Raw genomic sequence first — 4384 nt, 5'->3', positions numbered from 1 at the left:
CTCGCCGATCAGGCCTTCCCGAGCCAGTCGGACGCCGAGTCGTGGTTGGGTGAGTTCTTCCCCGACCTCGCCGACGCGGGGGTCGACCAGGTGACGCTGCTCGAGGCCGACCGCGAGGTCTACGGCCCGATGTCCCTGAGCGCCTGACGGAGCACGGGAGAGATGCAGCAGTACCTCGACCTGGTCCAGCAGATCCTCGATGAGGGTGTCGACAAGGGTGACCGCACCGGCACCGGGACCCGCAGTGTCTTCGGCCACCAGATGCGCTTCGACCTGCGCAAGGGTTTCCCCCTGGTCACCACGAAGAAGATCCACACCCGCTCGGTCTTCGCGGAGCTGCTGTGGTTCCTGCGCGGCGACACCAACGTGCGTTGGCTGCAGGAGCGTGGTGTCTCGATCTGGGACGAGTGGGCAGACGAGGACGGCGATCTCGGCCCGGTCTACGGCTACCAGTGGCGTTCCTGGCCCACGCCCGACGGCCGGAGCATCGACCAGATCAAGGGCCTCGTCGACGGCATCCGCACCAACCCCGACTCGCGCCGCCACATCGTGTCGGCGTGGAACGTGGCCGACGTCGACGACATGGCGCTGCCGCCGTGCCACACGATGTTCCAGTTCTACGTGCGCCCCGTCGAGGACGGCCCGGCCGAGCTCAGCTGCCAGCTCTACCAGCGCAGTGCCGACGTGTTCCTGGGGGTGCCGTTCAACATCGCTTCCTATGCTCTCCTGACCCACATGGTCGCCCAGGTGACCGGCCTGGCGGTCGGCGACTTCGTGCACACGATGGGCGACGCCCACCTCTACAGCAACCACCTCGAGCAGGCGCAGCTCCAGCTCACCCGAGACCCGCGCCCGTTGCCCACCCTCTGGCTCGACCCGTCGGTGACCGAGATCGATGCCTTCGACCTGCCACACATCGAGGTGCGCGACTACGACCCGCACCCCGGCATCAAGGCGCCGATCGCGGTATGACGCTCACCTTGATCGCTGCCCACGCCCGGGGCCGGGTGATCGGCAACGGGCCCGACATCCCGTGGCACAGTCGCGAGGACTTCGCGCACTTCAAGGCAACGACCCTCGGACACACCCTCGTCATGGGGCGGCTCACCCACGAGTCCATCGGCCGTCCGTTGCCCGGCCGGCGGACCATCGTGATCACCCGCAACCCGGACTGGGCCGCTGACGGTGTCGACGTCGCGCACTCACTCGACGAAGCCCTGGCCCTGGCCGAGGGATCCGAGGTGTTCGTGGCCGGCGGCGCGCAGATCTATGCCCTCGCGCTGCCACGCGCCACCCACCAAGTGCTCACCGAGATGCACATCGAGGTGGAGGGCGATGCCTTCTACCCGGCCTTCGACGAGGCCGAATGGGTCGAGACGAGGCGCGAGTCCCGCAGGGATCTCGACCCGCCGCTCGACTGGGTCTGGTGGGCCCGACGGTGAAGATCGTCATCGACGTCCATGCCGCAGAGGCGCCGTACGAGCAGGTGAAGTTGCAGATCGTCGCCGCGGTGGATGCCGGTGTCCTGGCGCCGGGCGACAAGCTGCCACCGGTCCGTACCCTGGCCACTGAGCTCGGCCTTGCCGCCAACACCGTCGCGCGCGCCTACAAGGAACTGGAATCCACCGGGGTCGTCGCGACTCGTGGTCGGGCCGGGACCGTCGTGCTGGGCCCCGGACGGGAGAGAGCCGTCCGCGAGGCGGCGGCCGGCTTCGTGTCGCGCATGCGGGAACTCGGCGTGAGCGACGCGGAGGCCGTCGAGCTCGTACGTCGGACCCAAGGTTCCTGACCTTCATCGTCTTGCCAGCCAGTGGCAGGGTGGGCCCCATGGAACTGCGCATCTTCACCGAGCCCCAACAGGGGGCGACCTACGACGACCTCCTCCGCGTCGCCCTCGCCGCCGAAGACCTCGGTTTCGGGGCCTTCTTCCGCTCCGACCACTATCTGGGGATGGGCACCGAGGGCCTGCCCGGTCCCTCGGACGCATGGACCACCCTGGCTGGCCTGGCCCGCGACACCAGCACGATCCGCCTCGGCACGATGATGACGTCTGCCACCTTCCGGCATCCCGGCGTGCTGGCCATCCAGGTCGCCAACGTCGATCAGATGAGCGGGGGCCGCATCGAGCTCGGCATCGGTGCTGGCTGGTTCGAGGCCGAGCACACGCAGTACGGCATCCCGTTTCCGGCCACCGCGGACCGTTTCGACCGCTTCGAGGAGCAGTTGGCGGTCATCACCGGGCTCTGGACGACGCCGTTGGGGGAGCGCTACGACTTCGCGGGTGAGCACTACCAGCTCACGGACTCGCTCGCGCTTCCCAAGCCCACCCAGGACCCGCACCCGCCGGTGCTCATCGGAGGACTCGGCAAGCGCCGTACGCCGGCCCTCGCTGCCCGCCATGCCGACGAGTTCAACCTGCCGTTCGTCTCGCTCGAGACCACACGTGACCAGTTCGCCCGGGTGCGCGCGGCGTGCGACGCCGTGGGCCGCAACCCCGATGACCTCACGTGGTCCAACGCGTTGGTCGTCTGCGTAGGAAGGGACGAGGCCGAGATCGCCCGTCGGGCCGGCCGGATCGGGCGTGAGTCCGACGAACTGCGTGAGAACGGGCTCGCTGGCACGCCGGACGAGGTGATCGCCAAGATCAAGCAGTACGGCGAGGTTGGTGCCGAGCGCATCTACCTGCAGGTGCTCGATCTCGAGGACCTCGACCAGCTGCAGCTCATCGCCGACGAGGTCATGCCGCACGTCTGAACGGCATGACCGTGGCGGGTCAGATCCAGCCCGGGTCGCGCAGGGCTGCTGCGGCCTCCTGCCGCGACACGCGCGAACGCGACGACGTCCGGCAGCGCCCGGCCACCTCGACCAGTGGCTGGGCGTCGCCCTGCGGCTGCTCCACCACCACCAGCTGGTTGCCGTCATCGAACGTGAGTCTGAGACCGATGGACGCGTCTCCTCGAGGTGAGTCGATGTCGAGGAGGACGGCGGTCACGGCCCCGTAAGGGGCGCCACGCACGCCACCGCGGAGACGTTCGACCACGAGCCCGCCGTCGAACGTGTGCAGCATCAGGTGTGCGGCCTTGCGTCGACGAGCTCCGCCGAGGGTGGCGAGGAGGCCGCTTCGGGCCTGCTCCGAGCCGAGGCTCGTGCGCACCTGGGTGCTGCGCTCCCAGAAGCCGAGTCCGGCCCCGAGCGCGAGCTCGTAGGCTCGGTGCGTCACGTCGCCGCATGTGTCGGCCATCACACCTCCCAGTGGACGGCGGTCAGGCTAGTTGGGGCAGGCAAGCTCTGTCGAGGGCTGCCCCCGCGTGGTGGCCGCGTCCTCGCAGACCGAGCTGGGCGAGCCCATCCGCATCGGGCCCGGCGGAGAGGGATAACCTCATGCCATGACCTCCGCTGCTCCGCAGGCCCCGCTCGGCACCGTGCTGACCGCGATGGCCACCGCGTTCAACGACGACGGTTCCGTCGACTTCGTGGGCACTGCCCGCATTGCCCAGCACCTCGTGGCCCACGGGCACGACGGACTGGTCGTCTCCGGAACCACCGGTGAGTCGCCCACCACCAGCATCGAGGAGGACGGCGAGATCCTCGCCGCCGTGCGCAAGGCTGTCGGTCCCGACACCAAACTCGTCGCCGGCGTGGGCACCAACACGACCGTGCACTCTGTCGAGTTGGCCAAGCAGGCCCAGGAGCGCGGCGCCGACGGCGTACTCCTGGTGACGCCCTACTACAACAAGCCCTCGCAGAAGGGCCTGCTGCACCACTTCGAGCAGGTCGTCGCCGCCAGCGACCTGCCGGTGATGCTCTACGACGTGCCCAGCCGCACTGGCACGACCATCGCCTTCGACACCTACCGGGTCGCAGCGCAATGGGACCAGGTCGTCGCGGTCAAGGACGCCGTCGGTGACTTCGTCCGTGGCCTGAGGATCTCCGAGGAGCTCGGGCTGGCCGTCTATTCCGGTGACGACGGCAACAACCTCGGCTGGCTCGCGCATGGTGCCGTCGGCTTCGTCTCCGTCGCCGGCCATGCCGCTGGCGACCAACTGCGAGCCATGCACGACGCCTGGTTCGCGGGTGATGCGGCCGGGGCCCGACAGATCTTCTCGCGGATGCTCCCCGCGATCGACGCCATCATGGGCGTCCCCAACTACGGAGCCACGACCGCCAAGGCAACCCTGCAGTTGCTGGGAGTGATCGACAACCGGTTCGTGCGAAGCCCGCTCGTCCCGCTCGACGACGACGAGGTCGTGGCCCTCCGGGCCGGGCTCTCGGCGTCCGGCCTCCTGTGAGGGGCCCCATCCGATCAAAGGAGATCGATGAGCCATCCGCATCCTGAACTGAGCGAACCCAGCGCGCTGCCGAGTGGGGGTCTGCGGATCACCGC

At 69.0% G+C, this 4384-nt stretch carries 6 protein-coding genes; 5 read left to right on the top strand and 1 reads right to left on the bottom strand.

Annotated elements, in window-relative coordinates; all coding sequences use genetic code 11:
• Nucleotides 1-162: 162 nt before the first annotated feature.
• The 4 genes from L1066_RS04650 to L1066_RS04635 are packed head-to-tail and all read left to right on the top strand — an operon-like array spanning nucleotide 163 to nucleotide 2754.
• Nucleotides 163-972 carry a thymidylate synthase gene (locus L1066_RS04650; RefSeq protein ID WP_235735035.1) on the top strand — a complete coding sequence of 270 codons (810 nt, stop codon included), beginning with the start codon at nucleotides 163-165 and terminating at the stop codon, nucleotides 970-972.
• Nucleotides 969-1442 (top strand): dihydrofolate reductase, encoded by a 474-nt coding sequence (locus L1066_RS04645; protein ID WP_235735036.1) that lies wholly within the window; start codon nucleotides 969-971, stop codon nucleotides 1440-1442. Before L1066_RS04650 ends, L1066_RS04645 begins: the two co-directional genes overlap by 4 nt.
• Nucleotides 1427-1789 carry a GntR family transcriptional regulator gene (locus L1066_RS04640; RefSeq protein ID WP_235735037.1) on the top strand — a complete coding sequence of 121 codons (363 nt, stop codon included), beginning with the start codon at nucleotides 1427-1429 and terminating at the stop codon, nucleotides 1787-1789. The genes L1066_RS04645 and L1066_RS04640 overlap by 16 nt, the downstream gene beginning before the upstream one ends.
• A gap of 38 nt (nucleotides 1790-1827) precedes the next feature.
• Complete coding sequence (locus tag L1066_RS04635) at nucleotides 1828-2754, top strand: LLM class F420-dependent oxidoreductase (protein ID WP_235735038.1); 927 nt, start codon at nucleotides 1828-1830, stop codon at nucleotides 2752-2754.
• Between the two features lie 19 nt (nucleotides 2755-2773).
• Here the strand turns inward: L1066_RS04635 and L1066_RS04630 are convergent, their stop codons facing one another.
• Entirely contained in the window at nucleotides 2774-3241 is a 468-nt protein-coding gene (locus L1066_RS04630; protein WP_235735039.1) for a hypothetical protein, read from the bottom strand.
• Between the two features lie 145 nt (nucleotides 3242-3386).
• Here L1066_RS04630 and dapA point away from each other — a divergent pair, with 145 nt between their 5' ends.
• Complete coding sequence (dapA, locus tag L1066_RS04625) at nucleotides 3387-4289, top strand: 4-hydroxy-tetrahydrodipicolinate synthase (protein ID WP_235735040.1); 903 nt, start codon at nucleotides 3387-3389, stop codon at nucleotides 4287-4289.
• Nucleotides 4290-4384: the final 95 nt, after the last annotated feature.

The sequence above is a fragment of the Nocardioides alcanivorans genome (assembly GCF_021555175.1).
Taxonomy (GTDB): Bacteria; Actinomycetota; Actinomycetes; order Propionibacteriales; family Nocardioidaceae; genus Nocardioides; species Nocardioides alcanivorans.
The sequence above is the reverse complement of the archived record's forward strand: the minus strand, read 5'-3'. Positions and strand labels throughout refer to the sequence as shown.

What these genes read in the sequence shown, in the direction of transcription:
- L1066_RS04650 (WP_235735035.1), top strand. Translation starts at nt 163, where the DNA reads ATGCAGCAGTACCTCGACCTGGTCCAGCAGATCCTCGATGAGGGTGTC.
- L1066_RS04645 (WP_235735036.1), top strand. Translation starts at nt 969, where the DNA reads ATGACGCTCACCTTGATCGCTGCCCACGCCCGGGGCCGGGTGATCGGC.
- L1066_RS04635 (WP_235735038.1), top strand. Translation starts at nt 1,828, where the DNA reads ATGGAACTGCGCATCTTCACCGAGCCCCAACAGGGGGCGACCTACGAC.
- L1066_RS04630 (WP_235735039.1), bottom strand. Translation starts at nt 3,241, where the DNA reads ATGGCCGACACATGCGGCGACGTGACGCACCGAGCCTACGAGCTCGCG.
- dapA (WP_235735040.1), top strand. Translation starts at nt 3,387, where the DNA reads ATGACCTCCGCTGCTCCGCAGGCCCCGCTCGGCACCGTGCTGACCGCG.